The organism is Clostridium tagluense, assembly GCF_003865095.1.
In the GTDB taxonomy this organism is placed as follows: Bacteria; Bacillota; Clostridia; order Clostridiales; family Clostridiaceae; genus Clostridium_AD; species Clostridium_AD tagluense.
Window position 1 is genome coordinate 42,258 of sequence record NZ_BHYK01000016.1, and the last position, 20,959, is coordinate 63,216.

The following is a 20,959-nucleotide window of genomic DNA, read 5'->3' on the forward strand; positions in this document are numbered from 1 at the left end:
ATAAAACATGTTAATGCCTAAGAGGACTAAACATCGTAAAGTTCATCGCGGTAAAATGCGAGGAAAGGCTACAAGAGGAAACTTTATTGCATACGGTGATTATGCATTGCAAGCTACAGAATGTGGTTGGGTTAAAAGTAATCAAATAGAAGCTGCCAGAGTTGCTATCAATAGATATGTAAAAAGAGGAGGTCAGGTTTGGATAAAAATCTTCCCTGACAAGCCAGTAACTGAAAAACCAGCTGAAACTCGTATGGGTTCCGGTAAAGGATCAGTAGAATATTGGGTAGCAGTTGTTAAGCCAGGCAGAGTGTTATTTGAAATTGCAGGAGTAACAGAAGAAGCAGCTAGAGAGGCAATGAGACTTGCTTCACACAAACTTCCAATTAAAACTAAGTTTGTATCTAGAAAAGATTTTGAGGAAATGGGTGGTGAACTCAATGAAGGCTAATGAATTAAATGAATTAAGACAAAGTAATCCTCAAGATTTACAAGTAAGAATGTCTGATTTAAAGGCAGAATTGTTTAACCTTAGATTTCAGTTAGCTACAGGACAATTAGAGAACCCTATGAGAATTAAACAGGTTAAAAAATCTATAGCCCAAATTAAGACCATCCTTAGACAAGAAGAAATAAGGTCTTTAGAACAGTAAAACTGAAAGGAGGTTGCTCTTGTGGAAAGAAACAATAGAAAGACAAGAATAGGTAGAGTAGTTTCTGATAAAATGGATAAGACAATAGTTGTAGCAATTGAAACAAAAGTTCGTCATCCATTATACGGAAAGATAATTAATAAAACAACAAAATTTAAGGCTCATGATGAAAATAATGAAGCTCAAATTAATGATAAAGTGTCAATTATGGAAACTAGACCATTATCCAAGGATAAAAGATGGAGAATTACTGGAATAGTTGAAAAAGCTAAATAATATTACAATTTAAGAACTGGAAGGAGGGTATTTGATATGATACAACAGCAAACTAGATTGAAGGTTGCAGATAATTCTGGCGCAAAAGAGATTATGTGTATTAGAGTGTTAGGTGGTTCAAAAAGAAAATGGGGAAACATCAGTGATACAATAGTTGCCAGCGTAAAAAGTGCAACACCAGGTGGAGTTGTTAAAAAAGGTGAAGTAGTTAAGGCAGTTATAGTTAGATCAGCAAAAGGTGTAAGAAGAGCCGATGGATCATACGTCAAATTTGATGATAATGCAGCTGTTATTATTAAAGATGACAAGACCCCAAAAGGTACTCGTATATTCGGACCTGTTGCAAGAGAGTTAAGAGATAAAGACTTCAGTAAGATCTTATCACTAGCGCCTGAAGTTCTATAAGATAGGAGGTGTCTAACATGGCAGTTAAAAAAGTGCACGTAAGAAAAAAAGATTCAGTAATGGTTATTTCAGGTAAAGACAAAGGCAAAATAAGCGAAGTCTTAGCGGTATATCCTAAAACTGGAAAAGTTTTAGTAAAAGATGTTAGCGTGGTTACAAAACATCAAAAACCAAGCAAACAAAACATGCAAGGTGGAATAATTCACAGAGAAGCAGCTATAAATGCTTCAAAAGTTATGCTATATTGCACAAAATGTAAAAATGTAACAAGAATAAGTAGCAAAATTCTAGATGATGGAACTAAGGTTAGGGTTTGCAAGAAGTGTGGAGAAACATTTTAATTTCTGAAAGGAGGTTTAACATATGAGTTCAAGGCTACAAGAAAAATACGAAAATGAAGTAGTTCAAGCTTTAATGGAAAAATTCGGATATAAAAACATAATGGAAGTACCAAAACTTGAAAAGATAGTTTTAAATATGGGAGTCGGAGAAGCAAAAGATAACTCTAAAGTTTTAGATTCAGCTGTTAGTGATATGCAAATTATAGCAGGTCAAAAACCAGTTATAACAAGAGCAAAGAAATCTATAGCTAATTTTAAACTAAGAGAAAACATGCCAATAGGTTGTAAAGTTACATTAAGAAAAGCTCAAATGTTCGAATTTGCTGACAAATTAATGAACGTTGCATTACCTAGAGTTAGAGATTTTAGAGGAGCTTCTTCTAAAGCATTTGACGGAAGAGGTAATTATGCTATAGGTGTTAAAGAACAACTTATATTCCCTGAAATAGAATATGATAAAATTGATAAGATAAGAGGAATGGATATAATATTCGTTACTACTGCAAAGACAGACGAGGAAGCAAGAGAGTTACTAAGATTCCTTGGAATGCCATTTGCTCAATAATAAGGAGGTAAACATATGGCACGTAAGGCGTTAATAGAAAAGTGGAAAAAAGAACCTAAATTTTCAACTAGAGCTTATACAAGATGTAGACTTTGTGGGAGACCGCATTCTGTATTACAAAAATTTGGTATATGCCGTATCTGTTTTAGAGAACTTGCACACAAGGGAGAAATTCCTGGTTGCAGAAAAGCAAGTTGGTAATTAGAACATTCTAATGAAAGGAGGCACGAAAAATGGTTATGACTGACCCAATCGCAGATTTGCTAACACGTATAAGAAATGCAAATGTTGTAAGACACGAAATAGTAGAAGTACCTTCATCAACTATAAAGAAGGAAATTGCAAACATATTGCTTCAAGAAGGATATCTTAAAAACATTGAAGAGTATAATGATGGCGTTGTTCCAATGATGAGACTTGCAATGAAGTATGGTCAAAACAAGGAAAGAGTTATCACTGGTCTTAAGAGAATATCTAAACCAGGTTTAAGAGTATATTCTAAAAATGAGGATATTCCAAAAGTATTGAATGGACTTGGAGTTGCTATAATATCAACTTCAAAAGGCTTAGTAGCAGATAGAGATGCTAGAAAATTAGGACTAGGCGGAGAAGTTATTTGTTACATTTGGTAGTATAATAATTCTAAGGCATAACGAAATTGGTTTGTTATGTACATAGTTATAATAGATAATTTAGGGAAAATCAAAATTGGTATGTTCTCATGGTAATATAGAGAATAAACAATTAAGAATTGGTTAGTACTTAAAAGTAATATAGAAGACATAGCAATTACTAATTGTTATGTATCTAAAAAACAATGCAGGAGGTGTAAGTATGTCAAGAATCGGAAGACTTCCAGTAGCTATACCGAGTGGAGTAACTGTTACAGTTTCACCAACGAATGTTGTGAATGTAAAAGGACCAAAAGGTGAGTTAACTCAGAACATGAGTACTAAAATGAATATAGCTATAGAAGACAATATTTTGGTAGTTTCAAGACCAAGCGATGTAAAAGAGCATAGAGCTCTTCACGGACTTACAAGATCATTAATTAATAATATGATTATTGGAGTTACAGAAGGATACCAAAAAACACTTGAGTTAGTTGGTGTTGGTTACAGAGCTCAATTAAAAGGATCTAAAATAACATTAAATCTTGGATATTCACATCCAGTTGAAATAGATGCAGTTGCAGGAATCCAATTTGAACTACCTGATGCTAATAAAATAATAGTAAAAGGTATTGATAAGCAATTAGTTGGAGCTGTTGCAGCAGACATTAGAACTTGGAGAAAACCAGAACCTTACAAAGGCAAAGGAATCAGATATTCTGATGAAGTTGTTAGACGTAAGGAAGGTAAAACAGGTAAATAAGTAGGAAGGAGTGAATGATGTGTTCAAGAAAGAAGATAGACAAAAATCAAGAGTTAAGCGTCATCTTAGAGTACGTAAGAAGATTTCTGGTACAGCGCAAAGACCTAGATTAGCTGTATATAGAAGTGAAAAGAATATATATGCTCAAGTAATAGATGATGTTGCTCAAATCACATTAGTTTCTGCTTCAAGCGTAGATAAAGCTTTCGAATTAAAAATAGGAAGCAATAAAGAAGCGGCAAAATTAGTTGGAAAAATGGTTGCTGAAAGAGCACTTGAAAAAGGAATAGAAGAAGTAGTATTCGACAGAGGTGGATATGTATACCACGGTAGAGTACAAAACCTAGCTGAAGGAGCAAGAGAAGCAGGGCTTAAATTCTAAGAAAAGGAGGGAAACACATGAAGATAGATCCTAGCACATTAGATCTTAAAGAAAAAGTAGTTAATATAAACAGAGTTGCTAAGGTTGTTAAAGGTGGAAGAAACTTCAGATTCAGCGCATTAGTTGTTGTTGGAGACGAAAACGGACACGTTGGCGTGGGAATGGGTAAATCTGTAGAAATTCCTGAAGCAATTAGAAAAGGAATAGAAGATGCTAAGAAGAACTTAGTAACAGTAGCTATGGTTGGATCAACTATACCTCATACTATTGATGGTAAATTCGGTACTTCCGTTATACACATAATGCCTGGTGCTGAAGGTACAGGAGTTTTAGCCGGTGGACCAGTTAGAGCAGTTCTAGAATTATCAGGATTAAAAGATGTTAGAGCTAAATCTTTAGGCTCTAGTAATGCAAGAAATGTAGTTAATGCTACTATTGATGGTTTAGCAAGATTAAGAACAGTAGAAGATGTAGCTAAACTAAGAGGCAAAACTGTAGAAGAAATATTAAGATAGGAGGGGAAAACCTTGGCTAAAGTAAAACTAACATTGGTTAAGAGCTTAATAGGTAGAAAAAAAGAACATATTGCTACTTGTAATTCTCTAGGATTAAGAAAAATAAGAAAAAGTGTTGAGCACGAGGAAACTCCTCAAATCAGAGGTATGATTAACAAAGTTATATATCTATTAAAAGTAGAAGAAGTTTAAAACGAGGAGGTGTTTACATGAAACTTCAAGATTTAAAACCTGCAGAAGGATCAAAAAAATCTCGTAAAAGACTTGGTAGAGGTACTGCTACAGGCTGGGGTAAAACTGCGGGAAGAGGTCAAGACGGACAAAACTCTAGATCAGGTGGAGGAACAAGACCAGGATTTGAAGGAGGTCAGATGCCTTTATACAGAAGATTACCTAAAAGAGGTTTTACTAATATTTTTGCAAAAGAATATGCATGTATAAATGTAGATAGACTTAATATATTCGAAAATGGTACAGAAATCACACCAGAATTGCTATTAGAGAGAAGAGTCATAAGAAAAGTATATGACGGAGTTAAAATACTTGGAAATGGTAACTTAGAAAAGAATTTAACTGTAAGTGCAACAAAATTCTCTAAAGCAGCAGCTGAGAAAATTGAGGCAGCTGGAGGAAAAGTTGAGGTGATATAAATGTTATCAACCCTACGTAATGCCTGGAAAGTTCCGGATTTAAGAAAGCGTATGATATTCACACTACTTATGGTTGCAATTGTTAGGATAGGTATTTTCATTCCTGTTCCTGGTGTAGATGCTAGTAAACTTTTAGACTTAACTAGTACTGGAGGTACATTATTTAGTTTTTACGAAATGCTTTCAGGTGGTGCATTAAGTAAGTTTAGTATTTTTGCTATGGGTGTAGGTCCATACATAAATGCATCAATCATAATGCAATTACTTGTAATAGCAATTCCTTATTTAGAGCAACTTTCTAAAGAGGGTCTTGAAGGGCGAAAGAAGATACAAGATTATACTAGATATGCTTCAATAGTACTTGGAGCACTACAGGCTTTTGGTATGTATGCAATTATTTCAGGTACTGGAGCATTTTCAAGTAATTCTAGTTTAACCATATTTTTGGTGATACTAACGATGACAACTGCATCAACATTTTTGGTGTGGATAGGGGAACAAATCACTGGTAAAGGTATCGGGAATGGTATTTCATTAATAATTTTTATTAATATTATAGCAGGGTTACCTACTCTAGTGTATCAAATCGCTGGGCTCCAGACGGCAGGAACTGTGAATTTTGTAGAGGTTATAATGTTTATTGTAGTGGCTATAGCATTATTAGTAGCAGTAGTAATAGCAAGTTTAAGTGAAAGAAGAATTCCTGTCCAATATGCTGGAAAGTCGGTTGGAAACAAAACCTTCAAAGGACAATCAACACATATTCCTATCAATGTAAATGGATCTGGAGTTATCGGTATAATTTTTGCAATGTCAGTAATGACATTCCCACAAACAATAGCACAACTTAAACCGACATCTTCAATTGCAAAATTTATTGTAGGAAGTCCTTGGAGCATTTTTGAAAAGAACAGTTGGAAATATGCCACGGTATATTTTGTGTTAGTAGTATTTTTTACATGGTTTTATACTCAGGTAACATTTAAACCGGATGAAATGGCTGAAAATATGCATAAATCATCAGGCTTTATACCAGGGATTAGACCGGGTGCGAATACCGCAACTTATATCGATATGGTATTGACTAAGATTTCAATGATTGGAGGAACTTTTGCGGCTGTTATAGCAATATTCCCTATTATTATAGAGGGTGCTACTAACTTTAAGGGAATATACTTTGGCGGTACAATGTTACTGATTTTGGTAAATGTTGCTCTTGAGACATTAAGACAACTTGAATCACAATTAGTAATGCGTCATTACCAAGGATTCCTTAAATAAATTATTACCAGGAGATGATACTATGAGAATAATCTTGTTAGGTCCTCCGGGAGCCGGAAAAGGAACGCAAGCAAAATCTATAAGCAATAAATTTTCCATACCACATATATCAACAGGGGATATATTCAGAAAGAATATTTCGGAAAAAACTCCTCTTGGAATCGAAGCTAAGAAACATATTGATAAGGGACACTTAGTCCCGGATGCATTGACTATAGATATAATCGTGGATAGGTTAGATAATGAAGATTGTATAAATGGGTTTTTATTAGATGGCTATCCTAGAACTGTTAATCAAGCTGAAGCCTTAGAAACTATTTTAGAAGAAAAAGGCATCGTTCTTGATACTTCATTATTAATAAAGGTGCCTAGAGAATTTATTTTAAGTAGAATGACTGGTCGAAGAGTTTGTCTCAACTGTGGAGCTAGCTACCATATTACATTTAATCCTCCAGAAACGGATGGAAAATGCAATTTGTGTGGATCATCTCTTGTGCAAAGAGCAGATGACAGTGAAGAAACCGTTAGTGAACGGTTAGACATATATGATGCTCAAACACAACCGTTGATAAAGTACTATGGTGACAAAAACTTATTATCAGTAGTTGATGGAACACAAGCAATTAATGGCGTATTCGAAAGTATCTGTAGTATCTTAGGAGAGATAAAAAAGTGATAAACATAAAAAGTGATATGGAAATTCAATATATGAGAAGTGCAGGTAAAGTGGTTGCAGAAGCTCTTGCATTAATTGAAGAAGTAATAAAACCGGGAATAACCACTGCAGAAATAGATAAATTAGCTGAAGAGTTCATAATAAGACAGGGTGCTAAACCATCTTTTAAAGGTTATTGTGGATTTCCAGCTTCCATATGTACATCTGTTAATGATGAAGTGGTTCATGGGATTCCAACTAATCGGATTTTACTTGAAGGAGATATAATTAGCATAGATTGTGGGGCCATATTAAATGGCTATCATGGAGATGCTGCTAGGACTTTTCCAGTAGGAAAAGTATCTAATGAATCTACAATGCTCATTGAAATCACTAAAAATAGTTTTTTCAAGGGCGTTGAAAAAGCTATAATCGGCAATAGATTATCAGATATATCTGCTGCAATTCAGTGTTATGCTGAAGAACATGGATACTCTGTGGTTAGGGATTTTGTAGGTCATGGGATTGGAACATCAATGCATGAAGATCCAGAGGTTCCTAATTATGGTGCTCCAGATAGAGGTCCTAAATTAGTTCATGGTATGGTACTTGCAATTGAACCTATGATAAATATAGGAAAGCATTATGTCAAAGTAAAGGCTAATAGATGGACGGTAGTAACAAGAGATGGCAGTTTATCTGCACATTATGAAAATACTGTTGCTATCCTAAAAAGTGGTCCTGAAATATTAACTTTGAACTAATAGAGGTGAATGGTTTGGACGAAAATACCCTTTTAGGTAAGGTTGTAAATTCTAAAGCGGGAAGAGATATGCACAAAAAATTTATTGTAGTAGGTATACTGAATAGTGAGTATGTGTATATTTCTGATGGAGATTTAAGAAAGATTGAGAAACCTAAGAAAAAGAAGGTTAAACATCTAAATTTTACTGACACAGTAGCTGAGGAAATTAAAGATTCAATTTTATCTAAAAAAGAGGTTACTAATTCTAAAATTAAAATATTTTTGCAGTCTGCAGATATTCGTAAGGAGGTTTGATTACCTTATGTCAAAAGATGATATAATTGAAATGCAAGGCGTAGTATTAGAAACTTTGCCAAATGCAATATTTCAAGTTGAACTTGAGAGTGGGCATAAAATATTAGCTCATATTTCAGGTAAGTTAAGAATGAATTTTATAAGAATACTACCAGGCGATAAAGTTACAGTAGAACTTTCTCCATATGATCTCACTCGTGGGAGAATAACTTGGAGAGATAAGTAATAAGGAGGGTTAGCTATGAAAGTAAGGCCATCAGTTAAACCTATGTGTGAAAAATGTAAGGTTATTAAAAGAAAAGGAAGAGTAATGGTTATCTGTGAAAATCCTAAGCATAAACAAAAACAGGGTTAATAGGTTTTATTTACAAATAGGTTTAGTTAAGTATTAAACATAAAAATTAATATATTAGTAATAAATCACATTAGGTCGTTTTATAAGTTACAATGTGATAAAATGTTAACAACAAGTATCTAGGAGGTGTAAACAGTAAATGGCAAGAATAGCAGGTATTGACCTACCAAGAGAAAAAAGGGTTGAAATAGGCCTAACATATATATTTGGTATTGGATTATCAAAATCACAAGGAATCATTAAAGCAACAGGAGTAAATCCTGACACAAGAGTGAAGGACTTAACTGAAGAAGAAGTCAATGAACTAAGAACATACATCACCAAGAATTTTATAATTGAAGGTGACTTAAGAAGAAAAGTTGCATTAGATATAAAAAGATTAATGGAAGTTGGATGTTATAGAGGAATAAGACATAGAAGAGGTCTTCCAGTAAGAGGACAAAAAACTAAAACTAATGCAAGAACAAGAAAAGGCCCTAAGAAAACAATGGCGGGCAAAAAGAAATAGTAAGGAGGGAATGTAATGGCTCAAAAAGTTAAAAGAAGTAGAAGAAAAAAAGAGAAAAAAAATATTGAGCACGGTTGTGCTCACATAAAGTCTACTTTTAATAATTCCATCGTTACACTTACAGATGCAGCTGGAAATGCTTTATCTTGGTCTAGTGCAGGTGGTTTAGGTTTTAGAGGATCAAGAAAGAGTACTCCTTTTGCAGCTCAAATGGCAGCAGAAGCTGCTACAAAGGCAGCAATGGAGCACGGTTTAAAGAGTGTTGACGTATTCGTTAAAGGACCAGGAGCAGGTAGAGAAGCGGCTATTAGATCACTTCAAGCGGCTGGATTAGAGATTACACTAATCAAAGACGTTACTCCAATTCCACATAACGGATGTAGACCACCAAAAAGAAGAAGAGTCTAGTAATTAAAATTATAGTAAACATACGTATAGTAAACAGGAGGTGTAATTTGAATGGCAAGATATACTGGAGCTACTTGTAGGCTTTGCAGAAGAGAAGGTATGAAGCTAAACCTTAAGGGTGATAGATGCTTCACAGATAAATGTGCATTTTCAAGAAGAGGCTATGCACCGGGACAACACGGACAAAGCAAGAAAAAAATGTCTAACTATGGATTACAATTAAGAGAAAAACAAAAGGCTAAGAGAATTTATGGAATACTTGAAAGTCAATTTAGAAGATACTATGATAAAGCTGACAAGTTAAGAGGCATAACAGGTGAAAACCTATTAAAACTTCTAGAAGTGAGACTTGATAACGTAGTTTATAGATTAGGTTACGGAAATTCAAGACAAGAAGCTAGGCAACTAGTAACTCACGGACATTTCTTAGTTGACGGTAAAAAGGTAGATATTCCTTCTTACAGTTTAACAGCAAATCAAGTAGTATCTGCATGTCCAAAGAGCAGAGCTACAGAGAAGTTTAAGGTTTTCGCTGAAAATCCTAAAACTTTACCGAATTGGTTAACAGCTAACTTAGAGAAATTCGAAGGAACAGTTGTTTCAATACCAACTAGGGAAGATATAGATGTTCCTGTTAACGAGACGCTAATCGTCGAGTTATACAGCAAATAATCATTAATATAGAATCGGTTGCCCTCATAATAAGTTGCCAATTAAAAAAAAGGAGGGTTTAGTATGTTAGAAATAGAAAAGCCAAAAATAGAATGTGTAGAAACTGCTGAAGATGATTCTTATGGTAAATTCATAATTGAACCATTAGAAAGAGGTTATGGTATAACACTAGGTAATGCATTAAGAAGGATTCTTCTTTCTTCATTGCCTGGAGTTGCTACAAGTGCAGTTAAAATTGATACAGTGCTTCATGAATTTTCCACAGTTAAAGGTGTTAAAGAAGATGTTACAGAATTAATTCTAAACATCAAAAGCTTAGCATTAAAAATGAATGGAGAAGGACCTAGAACTGTTTATATTGATGCTAAAGGACCTGGAGTAGTTACTGGAGCAGACATTAAAACTGATGGAGATATAGAAGTTGTTAACGACGATTTACATATAGCAACATTAGATGATGGTGCTAAACTATATATGGAACTAACTGTTAACAAAGGTAGAGGATATGTGTCTCAGAGTAAAAATAAGACAGATGAATTACCAATAGCTACTATACCAGTAGATTCAATCTATACTCCAGTTAAAAGAGTAAATTTTGCTGTAGAAAACACTAGAGTAGGCCAGATTACTGATTATGATAAATTAACTATTGAAATTTGGACTAATGGAACCATTAGACCAGACGAAGCTATTGGTTTATCAGCTAAAATACTTATCGAGCACTTTAAGCTATTTATGACATTAACAGATCATGCTGATAATGTTGAAATAATGGTTGAAAAAGAAGAAGATAAGAAAGAAAAAGTTCTTGAAATGACTATTGAAGAATTAGACCTTTCTGTTAGAAGCTATAATTGCTTAAAAAGAGCTGGAATTAATACAGTTCAAGAATTAACAGAGAGATCAATGGATGATATGATGAAGGTCAGGAATTTAGGTAAAAAATCACTTGAAGAAGTTGAACAAAAACTTCAAGCACTAAGCTTGAACTTAAAGCTAAGTGAAGAGTAAGGAGGTAGACACATGGCAATGTATCGTAAATTAGGACGCTCAACTGATCAAAGAATTGCAATGTTTAGAAGTCTTGCAACTAATTTGTTGAAATATGGAAAAATAGAAACTACTGTCACTAGAGCAAAAGAAACTAGAAAATTTGCTGAAAGAATGATAACTCTTGGAAAAAGAGGAGATCTTCATGCTAGAAGACAAGCACTTGCATTCATTACAGAAGAAAGTGTAGTTAAAGACTTATTTGACAATATTGCACCCAAGTATGCTGAGAGAAACGGCGGATATACTAGAATAATGAAAATGGGTCCAAGAAGAGGCGACGCAGCAGAGATGAGCATAATAGAATTAGTATAGTTTGAACAAAGGGGATTAAGTTAAATCAAACTTAGTCCCCATTTTCTTATAAATATTTATAGATGTAGGGAGTGACACTTATGTGTGAAAAAATGGTTATATGCAATAAGCTTGTTTACAAATACCCTCAAAGTGAAGATGAGCAGCCTAAAGTAGCCATAGATGGATTAAATTTAGAGGTTAACAAGGGTGAATTTTTAGTAGTACTCGGCCATAACGGCTCAGGAAAATCTACTTTTGCTAAACACATAAATGCTCTATTAATACCTACTGAAGGTGAAATCTATGTAGATGGACTCGTAACTTCTGAGGAAAGCAATTTATGGAACATTAGGAATGTTGCTGGTATGGTATTTCAAAATCCGGACAATCAAATTGTTGCCACTATTGTAGAAGAAGACGTAGCATTTGGTCCAGAAAATTTAGGACTAGAGCCTAAGGAAATTAGAAAAAGAGTGGATGAATCATTAAAGAATGTTGGAATGTACGATTATAGAAAGCATGCTCCACATTTACTTTCTGGTGGTCAAAAACAAAGAGTAGCTATAGCAGGTATTCTTGCTATGATGCCAAAGTGTATTGTTTTTGATGAACCAACAGCAATGCTAGATCCGTTTGGTAGAAAAGAAGTTATCCGAACTATAAAAGAAATAAACAAAAAGTATGGTATAACAATAATCTTAATAACTCATAATATGGAAGAAGCAGTAGAAGCGGATAGAATAGTAGTTATGGATAATGGTAAAATTGTAATGAATGGAAAACCCAGAGAAATATTTAGGGAAGTGTCTCTTATGAAAAAAATAGGTCTAGATGTTCCGCAAGTAACGGAACTGGCATATGAACTTAAACAAAGTGGTATTAATATAGAATCAGATATATTAACTATAAATGAGATGGTGAATGCATTATGTCAATTAAAATAGAAAATTTAACACATGTATATATGCCAAAGACTCCTTTTGAAAAAAAAGCTATAGATGATGTTTCTTTAGAAATAAAGCAAGGAGAATTTGTAGCACTAATTGGGCATACAGGCTCAGGAAAATCAACACTAATACAACATATAAATGGACTTTTAAAACCAACATCAGGAAGTCTATTAATAGACGACATAGATATAACTATGAAAAAAATGAAATTAACAAATATAAGAAAAAAAGTTGGATTAGTATTTCAATATCCTGAATATCAACTTTTTGAAGAAACTATTGAAAAAGACATTGCTTTTGGACCGAAAAATTTAGGTCTAGATAATGATGAGATAAATAAGAGAGTTCAGAGAGCCATGAAAATAGTTGGACTGGACTATGAAGAATATAAGGACAAATCACCTTTTGAAATAAGTGGTGGTCAAAAGAGAAGAGTTGCAATAGCTGGGGTAGTGGCTATGGAGCCAAAAATCTTGATTTTAGATGAACCAACAGCGGGGCTAGATCCAAAAGGAAGAGACGATATCTTAAGTAAAATTGTTGAACTCTACAAACAGAATGACATGACCATAATACTCGTATCTCATAGCATGGAAGATGTGGCCAAGGTTGCAAATAGAATTATAGTAATGGATAGCGGAAAGTGTATTCTAGACGGAACTCCAGAGAAAATATTTAAGGAAATAGAAATATTAGAAAGCGTAGGACTTGCTGTACCACAGGTAACATACCTAATTCGGGAATTGCGTAACAAAGGGTTTAATATATCTGAGGATATATTTACGTTGGAAAAAGCTAAACAAGAATTGCTTAAAATATTAAAAAAGAATTAATGATTTTTTTATCTAATAAGATTTTTTATATAAAACAGTAATGTGTGATTCTTGCAACACATTGGAGGAATTTGTATGATCAAAGATATTACAATAGGTCAATATATACCAGGGGAGTCTTTTGTACATAAATTAGATCCAAGATTAAAGATATTAATATCTCTACTATTTATTGTTGATCTATTTTTAGTGAATAATTTTAAAGGCTATTTATTTGTAGTTATATTTATTTTAATCACAATACTAATAGCTAATTTGTCTTTTAAGTATATTTACAGTGGATTAAAGCCAATTTTAGTATTATTACTTATTACAGCAATATTAAACATTTTCATGACTACCGGAAAAGAACCAGCAATTTTTCACTGGGGTTTTATAAGTGTATATAAAGAAGGTTTAACAATTGCAGCCTTTATGATAATTAGGTTAGTGTTTTTAATTATGGGAACATCAATACTAACACTAACAACTTCTCCAATAGAGTTAACTGATGGTATAGAAAGCCTTCTAAGGCCTTTTAAAAGGATAGGAGTACCAGCTCATGAACTTGCAATGATGATGACTATTGCATTAAGATTCATACCTACGCTTATGGATGAGACTGACAAAATAATGAAAGCACAAATGGCAAGAGGTGCAGATTTTGAGTCTGGGAATTTGATAAGTAGAGCTAAAAGTTTAATACCTATTTTAGTACCACTGTTTATAAGTTCTTTTAGACGAGCTGATGAACTGGCAATGGCTATGGAATCAAGATGCTATAAAGGTGGAGAAGGAAGAACTAGAATGAAACAATTACATATAACAAAAAAAGACTATATTGCAAGCTTTGCTTTTACACTGCTATTTGTTATTACTATTGTTAGCAGAACATAATCTTCGTGTAGAGTGAAAAGGATGTGAAGCAGTGAGAAATATAAAGCTTTTAGTAGAATATGATGGAACGAACTATGCAGGATGGCAGAGACAAAAGAATGTAATGACTATTCAAGAAAAAATAGAGACAGCTATTGAAAAGATTACAGGTGAAAAAACTCAAATTACAGGGTCTAGTAGAACAGATACTGGAGTTCATGCAAAAGGGTATACAGGTAACTTTTATACTAATAGTAAAATATCTGTGGAAAAGTTCACAGGAGCTATTAATAGTAAACTCCCATTAGATATTGTAATTTTGCATTGCTTTGAGGTTCCCTGTGAGTTCCATTCAAGGTATAATTGTACAGGGAAGATGTATAGTTACACTATACTTAATAGGTATGAGGCTGTTGCTGTAGGGCGCAATTACATATATCATCACAAAAGAATATTAGATGTAGAAGCTATGAAAGAAGCTTCAAAGTATTTTATGGGTACCCATGACTTTTCTGCATTTAAAAATTTAGGTAGCTCCGTAAAAACTTCTGTAAGAACTATTACAAGACTAGATATCATAAAGAATGAAGATATCATAAAAATATATATTGCTGCGGATGGCTTTCTTTATAATATGGTTAGAATAATAGTAGGAGCACTAGTTCGTGTTGGAGAAGGTAAGATTAAACCTAATGAAATAAAAGATATAATTCTGTCAAAAGAAAGAGCAAAGGCTGGAAAATCCGTTCCACCCGGTGGATTATGCTTGGAAGAAGTTTTTTATTAAATAAAAAACATTAAAGATTGCAATATCCTGTGTAAAGTCATTGACACACCCGGTAGAATGTATTATAATTATTAATGTTTGTATAAACTATCGTGTATAAGATCCACTAGCCCCGGATCTTTAGCATAGAAATTCAATTGTTAAAAGTTCAGGGAGGGAAAATAATGAAATCATACTTAGCAAAACCAGCAGAAGTAGAAAGAAAATGGTTCGTTGTCGACGTAGAAGGAAAAGTTTTAGGAAGAGCAGCGAGTCAAATAGCTTCAATATTAAGAGGAAAACATAAACCAACATTTACACCACACGTTGATACAGGTGATTTTGTAATTGTAATAAACGCTGATAAGATCGTTTTAACTGGTAAGAAATTAGACCAAAAAATGTTAAGACATCACTCTTTTTATCCAGGTGGATTAAAAGAAGTTCCATATAGAATAGCATTAGCTAAAAAACCTGAGTTTATTTTTGAAGAAGCAGTAAGAAGAATGCTTCCAAAGGGACCATTAGGTCGTCAAACAGCTAAAAAAATGACTGTTTACAGAGGACCAGAACATAAGAATCAAGCACAGAATCCAGAAACATTAGTGCTTAAATACTAATCAGGTTAGGAGGGAGTAAATATAATGGCAAAAGTTCAATATATAGGAACAGGAAGAAGAAAGAAATCAGTTGCAAGAGTTAGACTTATACCTGGAGAAGGTAAAATTGTTATAAATAAAAGAGCCATAGAAAATTATTTCGGATTAGAAACTTTAATGCTTATAGTTAACCAACCATTAGTGTTAACTGGAACTAAAGATAAATTCGATATATTGGTTAATGTACACGGTGGCGGATATACAGGTCAAGCCGGTGCAATAAGACATGGTATTTCAAGATCACTACTTAAAGCTGATGAAACTTTAAGACCAGAACTTAAAAAAGCAGGATTTTTAACAAGAGATCCAAGAATGAAAGAAAGAAAGAAATACGGTCTTAAAAAAGCAAGAAAAGCATCTCAGTTCTCAAAGAGATAATATTTTTGTTTACAAGAGGGAATATACACTTATTAATAAGTGTGTATTCCTTTTTTTTATTATATAAGAAATAGCTTGGGCAAATGATTGTGGATAACACTTACACTTGGTCCTAGGGATATTTTATTCTATATAAGACTTTGCAAAGTTATTAGCAAGGGAAAACTGGTATAAAATTAAATATATTAGTATAGTGAAAAAGTAAATCCTCCTTATGTTATGTTTATGTTAATAATATTAAAGTTTATGTTAAATGTAGTGAAGATTACATAACATATAGTTTAAGTTATAGTATTATTTACATGAATGATTAAAATACTTATGATAAGTTTAAATATGGAGGGTTTTTATGAATGTTATAAATATGGTTATAGGGCTTTTTGGAGGGCTAGGGCTATTCTTGTATGGAATGAAGATGATGGGGGATGGGCTTGCAAATACTTCTGGTGAAAAACTTAAAAAGATATTTGAAAAAATAACATCTAATCCGATTAAAGGAGTAGCAACAGGAGCTGCAATAACAGCAGTTATTCAAAGCAGTAGCGCTACTACAGTAATGGTAGTAGGGTTCGTTAATGCAGGCCTTATGAACTTATATCAGGCAGCAGCAGTAATCATGGGAGCTAATATTGGAACTACTGTAACTGCACAATTAATTGCATTTAAACTTGATAATATAATACCAATGTTTTTAGGAATAGGTTCTTTAACAATAATATTTTCAAAAGGTAAAAAAGGTAGAGAAATAGGGAATATTATATTAGGCTTTGGTATTCTTTTTCTAGGAATGGAGTTAATGAAGGATACTATGTCTCCACTAGCGCAGTCTCCAGCTTTTGCAACTTTAATAATGAAATTAGAAGGAAATACTCTCTTAGGGATTTTAACCGGCGCACTTATGACTGCAGTAATTCAAAGTTCATCTGCGTCCACTGGTATTTTAGTGGCCTTAGCATCTACTGGAGCATTACCTCTGGGAGTAGCAGTTCCAATTTTATTTGGTAATAATATAGGTACATGTATAACCGCTTTATTATCAAGTATAGGAACCTCTAAAACAGCAAAAAAAGCAGCATTAATACATTTATTCTTTAACATATTTGGTACCTTAATTTTTATTCCATTAATAAACCCACTGATAATGTTCGTACAAAGTATATCGCCAGATGGAGCTGGAGATATAAAAAGACAAATTGCAAATGCCCATACTATATTTAATATATCAAATACAATAATTATGGTTCCATTTATAAAATATCTGGTTTTACTTGTTAATAAAATAATACCAGGAGAAGATGAAGTTCTAACCATGGATGTTAAGTATATAGATGACAGACTATTAGAGACACCGGTAATTGCAGTTGGGCAAGCTACGAAAGAGGTTGTTAGAATGGCAAACCTTGCAAAAGCAAATGTACAACTTGCCATGGAATGTTTTATTAACAATAATGAAAGTAGTATAAAAACTGTTTATGAAAATGAAAAATTAATAAATTTACTTGAACACGAAATTACATCCTATTTAGTAAAGCTTTCCTCAACAGAATTATCAGAACAACAAACTAAAATAGTAACTTCTATGTTCAATGTAGTAAATGATATAGAGCGTATTGGAGATCATGCTGAAAACCTGGTAGATATAACTAGTGAAAAGATCCAAAAGAATTTGGATTTTTCTAAGGATGCTATGCAGGAGTTAGATGGAATGTATAAATACATAGTCTATGCTTTAGAGATTAGTATTGAGAGTTTTGAAAATAATGATATTCTAAAAGCGGAATCTATAATGGTAATAGAAAATAGAATTGATAGCTTAGAAAAGGAACTAAGGTTATCCCATATAAGAAGATTAAATAATGGGATTTGTGGCGCTACAGTTGGAACTATGTTTTTAGATATGATTAGTAATTTTGAGAGAATCGGAGATCATTCAACAAATATTGCCGAAGTAGTAATAAATAAATAAACATAGAAAAGGAAAAGCAACCGCTAGAATTTTTGGTGGGTGTTTTTTTGCGTCATGGCGCGAAGAGCTATAGAAATAATACTAAATATGCTACAAGGTGAATAAAATTAACGGTAGGAATAAATAAGAGGGTGGGTGCATTGAAATACAGAAATAATAAATCAATATCTATTGTAATAGTAATCGTTGTAGCAATGGTAAGCTTTATGGTAGTAAATTTAAGCTTTGTCAAACAAACTATGAATAATGAAAAATTGCAAGTAGGGGGTAAAAAAATACTCATTGATGCAGGTCATGGGGGAATGGATGGTGGAACAAGTTCTAAAAATGGCACTCTAGAAAAAAATATTAATTTAAGCATAGCAATAAAGCTTAAAGAAAAATTACAAAAGTTAGGCTATCAGGTAGTTATGACAAGAGAAGAGGACACAGGACTTTATTCAAGAAGTGGAACTATAAGAGAAAGTTACACTGAAGATTTGAAAAAAAGATGTAATTTAAAGAAATCTAGTAATTGTGATATGCTTATTAGTATTCATTTAAATTATTTTACGGAGAGTAAATACTATGGAGCGCAAGTATGGTACTCGAATTATAAGGAGAGTTCTATTTTAGCTGCTGTAACTCAGAAAAACCTTAGAATAGATTTAGATCCTAGTAATAAGAGAGTCCAGAAGCCTGCTAAAAATGCTTATAGGATATTAAGGGAGAATGACACTATGCCAAGTGTTATAGTAGAATGCGGATTTTTATCAAATTATGAAGAAGAACAAAAATTAAAGTCGGATGAATATCAACAAAAAATTGCAGAGTCCATAAGCAAATCTATAGGGGAGTTTTATAATAGTACGTACAAAGAGTAATAATTATAATAATATCTAAGGCAAAAAGACATATTATTTTAGTAATATGTCTTTTTGATTGAATTGGACTTTTATGATAGTGCCAATTTATATTTAACGACATTTCAGAAGGAAAGTCTCCCACTTATATAAGTGGGGACCACTTACATTGTGAAGTTATTAATATTACAGCACCGCAGGTGATGACTTAATAGTATCGAAGATGATGATTTAATCATTAATCGTAGGCTACAGAGCAGTCTTTATCAATGAAAATCCACCAGGTAGGTCCAGGCATTAGTGAAACTTCCCTACCTTCTTTATCATTAATTTTTATGGGAGAACTTTTTTTTCTGCTCCATTTAATATCTTGAGCCACTCCGGCGCAAAACAACAATCCAGTGCCTTGATTTTCAGATGAAGTTAAGGTTTCATCGCTTATAATGGTACCATGGATAAATTGTACAATAACATTAGAAAACTTTACAGGAGAAATATTGTCTTTGTCAATATTTAGACCTCTGTAATGATAGTATTCTCCATTTTGATATAAAAAATTTGAGGATGAACCTTCATTGAAAGTTATAAAAATATTTGTTGCGTTCCTACTATTGATGCCTGCTATTGCAATATTATTAGAAAAATTAAATTTTGGTAGATAGGAATTAGAGTAGTCTTTTAGGCTAACGGTTCCACCAATATTTTTAGCTACATCTTGATTGAAGATAGCTTTATAAGTTATGCCAGAGGACTTACTAAGGAACTCAAGAACCACATCTGCACTACTAAGGCCTATAAGTGGACCACCCTTACTAGTATTAATATAAGTAGCAATTTTTGAAGATTTTTTAGAATATGAATTATTTATTCTTTCACCAGTATATTTTGAGGTGGCTATTTCATTATTTACATGAACATAAGAAATATGTGTAATAATCCTATAAATAAATATTGAAAGAATTAATATCAAAATTGAAATTAATAGATATATAACAATAGAAAAATGTTTCTTTACCATAAGGGTCCCCCTTAGCATTCATATATACTATTTTAATAATATTATTTAGAAAATATAACCACAAACATGAAACCCTTATCAAGTTTATTAAAAATAGTATTAAACGTAAGGCTAAGGTAGATAATAGGGTTTAAATAAGCTATAACACTAAAAATAACACTAAATGGTAATAATACAATCATTGAAATGGACTAGTCCACATGGTATCATAATCATGGTAGTGGATTAGTCCATTGATCCAATATGCTTTGGGAGGGATTTTTATTAACATCGAAATAAACAAAAAAAATGGAGTACCCCTTTATATTCAAGTTAAAAATCAAATCATGGATGAAATAAAAAAAGGATCTCTCAAGGTTGGGACAAAATTGCCAACAGAAAGAGAATTATCTCAGAGAATAAATGTAAGTAGGAATACTGTAAGCACTGCATATAATGACTTGGAACAAGATGGGGCATTAAAATCCTATCAAGGGAAAGGAACTTTTGTAGTTGAAGAATCTATATCTTGGGAAAGCCTAAGTATCAAAAATAAGATAATGAAATTCGTTGATTTAGGACTAGAAGAAGCTCTGGAAATTGGAATGAAACCAGAGGAATTTTTAGACATAGTAAATCAAAGAGTAAATGAAAAAAGACAGATAATGAATAAAATTGAAGCAATATACGTTGAGTGCAATATAGAACAAGCTAAAATGTTTAGTAGTCAACTTAGTAAAAATAGTAATATGAATGTAATATCTTTGACTATAAACGATTTACTAAAGATGGACAAGGATACTAAAGAAAAGATTGAAATGGCTGAGTTTATAATAACAACTTTTAATCATATTAATGAAGTGACTAATCTAACTGCTGATCTTAATAAAGAGATTTTAGGAGTTGCTATAACTCCTAATCTAGAACCTATAGTTAAAATTGCAAGATATCCTTTAAATACAAAATTCGGGTTTGTATGTATTTCTGAAGAATTTATATTTAAAATTAATGGAGCTTTGGAAAAGGCAGGGTTATCTGAAGTTGATATAACATATTCCAATACTAATGATGATGATGAACTTGTGGATATAATTCGAAAATCAGATGTTATGATAGTATCTCCAGGTAGATATAAAGATGTTAAAAGTGCAAATGTAAGCGATAAGGAAATAATCGAATTTCTATATAGTCTAGATGATGGCTCAGTAAAAGCGCTTAGGTCAAAGATTATTGAAATAAAGTTCAAAAAATAATATTATAAAAAAT

Annotated in this window: 34 protein-coding genes; 33 read left to right on the forward strand and 1 reads right to left on the reverse strand. The window is 32.7% G+C overall.

Going from position 1 to position 20,959, the window contains the following annotated elements; all coding sequences use genetic code 11:
* The first annotated feature begins 7 nt into the window (after positions 1-7).
* From rplP to cwlD, 32 genes are all read left to right on the forward strand, one after another.
* A complete protein-coding gene (gene rplP / locus Ctaglu_RS14400; RefSeq protein WP_125002869.1) occupies positions 8-451 on the forward strand; it encodes a 50S ribosomal protein L16 in 444 nt (147 codons plus the stop codon).
* A complete protein-coding gene (rpmC, locus tag Ctaglu_RS14405) occupies positions 441-653 on the forward strand; it encodes a 50S ribosomal protein L29 (RefSeq protein WP_125002872.1) in 213 nt (70 codons plus the stop codon). Before rplP ends, rpmC begins: the two co-directional genes overlap by 11 nt.
* Positions 654-674: 21 nt before the next feature.
* Entirely contained in the window at positions 675-929 is a 255-nt protein-coding gene (rpsQ, locus tag Ctaglu_RS14410; RefSeq protein ID WP_125002874.1) for a 30S ribosomal protein S17, read from the forward strand.
* 36 nt (positions 930-965) lie between these two features.
* Positions 966-1,334 carry a 50S ribosomal protein L14 gene (gene rplN, locus Ctaglu_RS14415; protein ID WP_125002876.1) on the forward strand — a complete coding sequence of 123 codons (369 nt, stop codon included), beginning with the start codon at positions 966-968 and terminating at the stop codon, positions 1,332-1,334.
* A gap of 17 nt (positions 1,335-1,351) precedes the next feature.
* Positions 1,352-1,675 (forward strand): 50S ribosomal protein L24, encoded by a 324-nt coding sequence (rplX, locus tag Ctaglu_RS14420; RefSeq protein WP_125002878.1) that lies wholly within the window; start codon positions 1,352-1,354, stop codon positions 1,673-1,675.
* Between the two features lie 22 nt (positions 1,676-1,697).
* Positions 1,698-2,240, forward strand: coding sequence for a 50S ribosomal protein L5 (gene rplE / locus Ctaglu_RS14425; protein WP_125002880.1), 543 nt, complete (start codon positions 1,698-1,700; stop codon positions 2,238-2,240).
* Between the two features lie 15 nt (positions 2,241-2,255).
* Positions 2,256-2,441, forward strand: a complete 186-nt coding sequence (locus Ctaglu_RS14430; RefSeq protein WP_125002882.1) for a type Z 30S ribosomal protein S14 — start codon at positions 2,256-2,258, stop codon at positions 2,439-2,441.
* Positions 2,442-2,473: 32 nt separating this feature from the next.
* The gene (rpsH, locus tag Ctaglu_RS14435; protein WP_125002884.1) at positions 2,474-2,872 is read left to right on the forward strand and encodes a 30S ribosomal protein S8; all 399 of its coding nucleotides are present in this window, start codon (positions 2,474-2,476) and stop codon (positions 2,870-2,872) included.
* Between the two features lie 202 nt (positions 2,873-3,074).
* Positions 3,075-3,614 (forward strand): 50S ribosomal protein L6, encoded by a 540-nt coding sequence (gene rplF / locus Ctaglu_RS14440; RefSeq protein WP_125002886.1) that lies wholly within the window; start codon positions 3,075-3,077, stop codon positions 3,612-3,614.
* Positions 3,615-3,633: 19 nt separating this feature from the next.
* The gene (rplR, locus tag Ctaglu_RS14445; protein ID WP_125002888.1) at positions 3,634-3,996 is read left to right on the forward strand and encodes a 50S ribosomal protein L18; all 363 of its coding nucleotides are present in this window, start codon (positions 3,634-3,636) and stop codon (positions 3,994-3,996) included.
* Between the two features lie 17 nt (positions 3,997-4,013).
* Complete coding sequence (rpsE, locus tag Ctaglu_RS14450; RefSeq protein ID WP_125002890.1) at positions 4,014-4,511, forward strand: 30S ribosomal protein S5; 498 nt, start codon at positions 4,014-4,016, stop codon at positions 4,509-4,511.
* 12 nt (positions 4,512-4,523) lie between these two features.
* Positions 4,524-4,703 (forward strand): 50S ribosomal protein L30, encoded by a 180-nt coding sequence (rpmD, locus tag Ctaglu_RS14455; protein WP_125002892.1) that lies wholly within the window; start codon positions 4,524-4,526, stop codon positions 4,701-4,703.
* 17 nt (positions 4,704-4,720) lie between these two features.
* The gene (rplO, locus tag Ctaglu_RS14460) at positions 4,721-5,161 is read left to right on the forward strand and encodes a 50S ribosomal protein L15 (RefSeq protein WP_125002894.1); all 441 of its coding nucleotides are present in this window, start codon (positions 4,721-4,723) and stop codon (positions 5,159-5,161) included.
* Positions 5,162-6,442, forward strand: a complete 1,281-nt coding sequence (gene secY, locus Ctaglu_RS14465) for a preprotein translocase subunit SecY (protein WP_125002896.1) — start codon at positions 5,162-5,164, stop codon at positions 6,440-6,442. It abuts the gene before it with no gap.
* Positions 6,443-6,464: 22 nt separating this feature from the next.
* Positions 6,465-7,118: an adenylate kinase gene (locus tag Ctaglu_RS14470; RefSeq protein ID WP_125002898.1), complete on the forward strand. Its 654-nt coding sequence runs from the start codon at positions 6,465-6,467 to the stop codon at positions 7,116-7,118.
* Complete coding sequence (gene map / locus Ctaglu_RS14475; RefSeq protein ID WP_125002899.1) at positions 7,115-7,861, forward strand: type I methionyl aminopeptidase; 747 nt, start codon at positions 7,115-7,117, stop codon at positions 7,859-7,861. Before Ctaglu_RS14470 ends, map begins: the two co-directional genes overlap by 4 nt.
* A 5-nt stretch (positions 7,862-7,866) precedes the next feature.
* Positions 7,867-8,157 carry a KOW domain-containing RNA-binding protein gene (locus Ctaglu_RS14480; protein WP_307720492.1) on the forward strand — a complete coding sequence of 97 codons (291 nt, stop codon included), beginning with the start codon at positions 7,867-7,869 and terminating at the stop codon, positions 8,155-8,157.
* Between the two features lie 7 nt (positions 8,158-8,164).
* A complete protein-coding gene (infA, locus tag Ctaglu_RS14485; RefSeq protein WP_125002904.1) occupies positions 8,165-8,383 on the forward strand; it encodes a translation initiation factor IF-1 in 219 nt (72 codons plus the stop codon).
* Between the two features lie 15 nt (positions 8,384-8,398).
* Positions 8,399-8,512, forward strand: a complete 114-nt coding sequence (gene rpmJ / locus Ctaglu_RS14490) for a 50S ribosomal protein L36 (protein ID WP_021122033.1) — start codon at positions 8,399-8,401, stop codon at positions 8,510-8,512.
* Positions 8,513-8,651: 139 nt separating this feature from the next.
* The gene (gene rpsM, locus Ctaglu_RS14495) at positions 8,652-9,020 is read left to right on the forward strand and encodes a 30S ribosomal protein S13 (RefSeq protein ID WP_125002906.1); all 369 of its coding nucleotides are present in this window, start codon (positions 8,652-8,654) and stop codon (positions 9,018-9,020) included.
* A 15-nt stretch (positions 9,021-9,035) separates the two neighbouring features.
* Entirely contained in the window at positions 9,036-9,428 is a 393-nt protein-coding gene (gene rpsK, locus Ctaglu_RS14500; RefSeq protein ID WP_125002908.1) for a 30S ribosomal protein S11, read from the forward strand.
* A gap of 51 nt (positions 9,429-9,479) precedes the next feature.
* A complete protein-coding gene (gene rpsD, locus Ctaglu_RS14505; RefSeq protein WP_125002910.1) occupies positions 9,480-10,100 on the forward strand; it encodes a 30S ribosomal protein S4 in 621 nt (206 codons plus the stop codon).
* 63 nt (positions 10,101-10,163) lie between these two features.
* The gene (locus Ctaglu_RS14510) at positions 10,164-11,111 is read left to right on the forward strand and encodes a DNA-directed RNA polymerase subunit alpha (protein WP_125002912.1); all 948 of its coding nucleotides are present in this window, start codon (positions 10,164-10,166) and stop codon (positions 11,109-11,111) included.
* Between the two features lie 12 nt (positions 11,112-11,123).
* On the forward strand, positions 11,124-11,465 hold the full coding sequence (rplQ, locus tag Ctaglu_RS14515; RefSeq protein WP_071614605.1) for a 50S ribosomal protein L17: 342 nt from the start codon (positions 11,124-11,126) through the stop codon (positions 11,463-11,465).
* A gap of 80 nt (positions 11,466-11,545) precedes the next feature.
* A complete protein-coding gene (locus Ctaglu_RS14520; protein ID WP_125002914.1) occupies positions 11,546-12,391 on the forward strand; it encodes an energy-coupling factor transporter ATPase in 846 nt (281 codons plus the stop codon).
* Positions 12,376-13,230 (forward strand): energy-coupling factor transporter ATPase, encoded by an 855-nt coding sequence (locus Ctaglu_RS14525; RefSeq protein ID WP_125002916.1) that lies wholly within the window; start codon positions 12,376-12,378, stop codon positions 13,228-13,230. Before Ctaglu_RS14520 ends, Ctaglu_RS14525 begins: the two co-directional genes overlap by 16 nt.
* Positions 13,231-13,305: 75 nt before the next feature.
* Positions 13,306-14,106 carry an energy-coupling factor transporter transmembrane component T family protein gene (locus tag Ctaglu_RS14530; protein ID WP_125002918.1) on the forward strand — a complete coding sequence of 267 codons (801 nt, stop codon included), beginning with the start codon at positions 13,306-13,308 and terminating at the stop codon, positions 14,104-14,106.
* A gap of 31 nt (positions 14,107-14,137) precedes the next feature.
* Positions 14,138-14,872, forward strand: a complete 735-nt coding sequence (truA, locus tag Ctaglu_RS14535) for a tRNA pseudouridine(38-40) synthase TruA (RefSeq protein ID WP_125002920.1) — start codon at positions 14,138-14,140, stop codon at positions 14,870-14,872.
* A 164-nt stretch (positions 14,873-15,036) separates the two neighbouring features.
* Positions 15,037-15,471, forward strand: a complete 435-nt coding sequence (gene rplM, locus Ctaglu_RS14540; protein WP_125002922.1) for a 50S ribosomal protein L13 — start codon at positions 15,037-15,039, stop codon at positions 15,469-15,471.
* 24 nt (positions 15,472-15,495) lie between these two features.
* The gene (gene rpsI / locus Ctaglu_RS14545; RefSeq protein WP_125002924.1) at positions 15,496-15,888 is read left to right on the forward strand and encodes a 30S ribosomal protein S9; all 393 of its coding nucleotides are present in this window, start codon (positions 15,496-15,498) and stop codon (positions 15,886-15,888) included.
* A 349-nt stretch (positions 15,889-16,237) separates the two neighbouring features.
* Complete coding sequence (locus Ctaglu_RS14550) at positions 16,238-17,854, forward strand: Na/Pi cotransporter family protein (RefSeq protein ID WP_125002926.1); 1,617 nt, start codon at positions 16,238-16,240, stop codon at positions 17,852-17,854.
* A 194-nt stretch (positions 17,855-18,048) separates the two neighbouring features.
* Positions 18,049-18,717: an N-acetylmuramoyl-L-alanine amidase CwlD gene (gene cwlD, locus Ctaglu_RS14555; RefSeq protein WP_125003026.1), complete on the forward strand. Its 669-nt coding sequence runs from the start codon at positions 18,049-18,051 to the stop codon at positions 18,715-18,717.
* Positions 18,718-18,934: 217 nt separating this feature from the next.
* On the opposite strand, the gene Ctaglu_RS14560 is transcribed toward cwlD, so the two are convergent.
* Positions 18,935-19,714 carry a DUF3048 domain-containing protein gene (locus Ctaglu_RS14560; protein WP_185732720.1) on the reverse strand — a complete coding sequence of 260 codons (780 nt, stop codon included), beginning with the start codon at positions 19,712-19,714 and terminating at the stop codon, positions 18,935-18,937.
* A gap of 233 nt (positions 19,715-19,947) precedes the next feature.
* Between Ctaglu_RS14560 and Ctaglu_RS14565 the strand changes: the two genes are divergently transcribed.
* Entirely contained in the window at positions 19,948-20,946 is a 999-nt protein-coding gene (locus tag Ctaglu_RS14565) for a GntR family transcriptional regulator (protein WP_233439798.1), read from the forward strand.
* Positions 20,947-20,959 lie beyond the last annotated feature (13 nt).

Coding starts and splice junctions, on each gene's coding strand:
- rplP (WP_125002869.1), top strand. CDS start 8: ATGTTAATGCCTAAGAGGACTAAACATCGTAAAGTTCATCGCGGTAAA.
- rpmC (WP_125002872.1), top strand. CDS start 441: ATGAAGGCTAATGAATTAAATGAATTAAGACAAAGTAATCCTCAAGAT.
- rplN (WP_125002876.1), top strand. CDS start 966: ATGATACAACAGCAAACTAGATTGAAGGTTGCAGATAATTCTGGCGCA.
- rplX (WP_125002878.1), top strand. CDS start 1,352: ATGGCAGTTAAAAAAGTGCACGTAAGAAAAAAAGATTCAGTAATGGTT.
- rplE (WP_125002880.1), top strand. CDS start 1,698: ATGAGTTCAAGGCTACAAGAAAAATACGAAAATGAAGTAGTTCAAGCT.
- Ctaglu_RS14430 (WP_125002882.1), top strand. CDS start 2,256: ATGGCACGTAAGGCGTTAATAGAAAAGTGGAAAAAAGAACCTAAATTT.
- rpsH (WP_125002884.1), top strand. CDS start 2,474: ATGGTTATGACTGACCCAATCGCAGATTTGCTAACACGTATAAGAAAT.
- rplF (WP_125002886.1), top strand. CDS start 3,075: ATGTCAAGAATCGGAAGACTTCCAGTAGCTATACCGAGTGGAGTAACT.
- rpsE (WP_125002890.1), top strand. CDS start 4,014: ATGAAGATAGATCCTAGCACATTAGATCTTAAAGAAAAAGTAGTTAAT.
- rplO (WP_125002894.1), top strand. CDS start 4,721: ATGAAACTTCAAGATTTAAAACCTGCAGAAGGATCAAAAAAATCTCGT.
- secY (WP_125002896.1), top strand. CDS start 5,162: ATGTTATCAACCCTACGTAATGCCTGGAAAGTTCCGGATTTAAGAAAG.
- Ctaglu_RS14470 (WP_125002898.1), top strand. CDS start 6,465: ATGAGAATAATCTTGTTAGGTCCTCCGGGAGCCGGAAAAGGAACGCAA.
- infA (WP_125002904.1), top strand. CDS start 8,165: ATGTCAAAAGATGATATAATTGAAATGCAAGGCGTAGTATTAGAAACT.
- rpmJ (WP_021122033.1), top strand. CDS start 8,399: ATGAAAGTAAGGCCATCAGTTAAACCTATGTGTGAAAAATGTAAGGTT.
- rpsM (WP_125002906.1), top strand. CDS start 8,652: ATGGCAAGAATAGCAGGTATTGACCTACCAAGAGAAAAAAGGGTTGAA.
- rpsK (WP_125002908.1), top strand. CDS start 9,036: ATGGCTCAAAAAGTTAAAAGAAGTAGAAGAAAAAAAGAGAAAAAAAAT.
- rpsD (WP_125002910.1), top strand. CDS start 9,480: ATGGCAAGATATACTGGAGCTACTTGTAGGCTTTGCAGAAGAGAAGGT.
- Ctaglu_RS14510 (WP_125002912.1), top strand. CDS start 10,164: ATGTTAGAAATAGAAAAGCCAAAAATAGAATGTGTAGAAACTGCTGAA.
- rplQ (WP_071614605.1), top strand. CDS start 11,124: ATGGCAATGTATCGTAAATTAGGACGCTCAACTGATCAAAGAATTGCA.
- Ctaglu_RS14520 (WP_125002914.1), top strand. CDS start 11,546: ATGTGTGAAAAAATGGTTATATGCAATAAGCTTGTTTACAAATACCCT.
- Ctaglu_RS14525 (WP_125002916.1), top strand. CDS start 12,376: ATGTCAATTAAAATAGAAAATTTAACACATGTATATATGCCAAAGACT.
- Ctaglu_RS14530 (WP_125002918.1), top strand. CDS start 13,306: ATGATCAAAGATATTACAATAGGTCAATATATACCAGGGGAGTCTTTT.
- rplM (WP_125002922.1), top strand. CDS start 15,037: ATGAAATCATACTTAGCAAAACCAGCAGAAGTAGAAAGAAAATGGTTC.
- rpsI (WP_125002924.1), top strand. CDS start 15,496: ATGGCAAAAGTTCAATATATAGGAACAGGAAGAAGAAAGAAATCAGTT.
- Ctaglu_RS14550 (WP_125002926.1), top strand. CDS start 16,238: ATGAATGTTATAAATATGGTTATAGGGCTTTTTGGAGGGCTAGGGCTA.
- cwlD (WP_125003026.1), top strand. CDS start 18,049: ATGGTAAGCTTTATGGTAGTAAATTTAAGCTTTGTCAAACAAACTATG.
- Ctaglu_RS14560 (WP_185732720.1), bottom strand. CDS start 19,714: ATGGTAAAGAAACATTTTTCTATTGTTATATATCTATTAATTTCAATT.